At 29.9% G+C, this 652-nt stretch carries 1 protein-coding gene and 1 pseudogene; both read right to left on the bottom strand.

Features of this window, described 5'->3' with window-relative positions:
* Window positions 1-601, bottom strand: a pseudogene (locus CAMP5060_RS08140) (hypothetical protein); the annotation flags it as partial.
* On the bottom strand, window positions 564-652 hold an 89-nt coding region (locus CAMP5060_RS08135), incomplete at its 5' end, for a helix-turn-helix domain-containing protein (RefSeq protein ID WP_337218206.1). The gene CAMP5060_RS08135 and the pseudogene CAMP5060_RS08140, both read right to left, overlap by 38 nt.

Genomic DNA, 652 nt, shown 5'->3' with positions numbered 1-652 from the left:
GTTTAAGTGCAAATTTTAGTATAAAATAAGCCATTATACTTACAAAAATCAAAGAAGAAATCATAGCCAAAGCCACCTTAAACCTTATAAAACCAAGCTCTTTAGAGATATCATCACCTTGCACTAAAACTCTCAGACGATTAACATCGCCTAAGACCTCCAAAGCATTTTGTCCTTGAGTATTTGCAAGCAATAAATTATTTAAATTCACATCAGCTACATAAATTAAGGTGTTATTATTGTAAATATTTGTATTATTAAGTTTAAAAAATGTTGTTTGAGCAGGCAAGTCAAGATTAGAAAAATAGACTTTTGTTCTATCAAATATTGCAAATTTTATATTAGAAATTTGAGCAATTTTTCTAGCACCCTTTTCTATAGGCTCAAAACGCAATTTTTCCATTTGTAAAATTACAAAACGGTGTTCTTGTCTTAACTTTACACTATGCTCAGTTACTAATTCTTCTATTAGCTTTGCATACCATACACCAAAAAGCACTATAAGAACACTTCCTATACTTACCAAATATAAAGAAAGAATTTGCCATGCAACACGCTTGGCTTCATACATAGCAATACCCTCTTCCCCTTTGATTAACAATACTATCTTTACCTAAAATTTTTCGTAAATTTTTTACATAAGCCCTTAAAC

This window comes from Campylobacter sp. 1569, assembly GCF_024723675.1.
Taxonomy (GTDB): domain Bacteria; phylum Campylobacterota; class Campylobacteria; order Campylobacterales; family Campylobacteraceae; genus Campylobacter_D; species Campylobacter_D jejuni_C.
The sequence above is the reverse complement of the archived record's forward strand: the minus strand, read 5'-3'. Positions and strand labels throughout refer to the sequence as shown.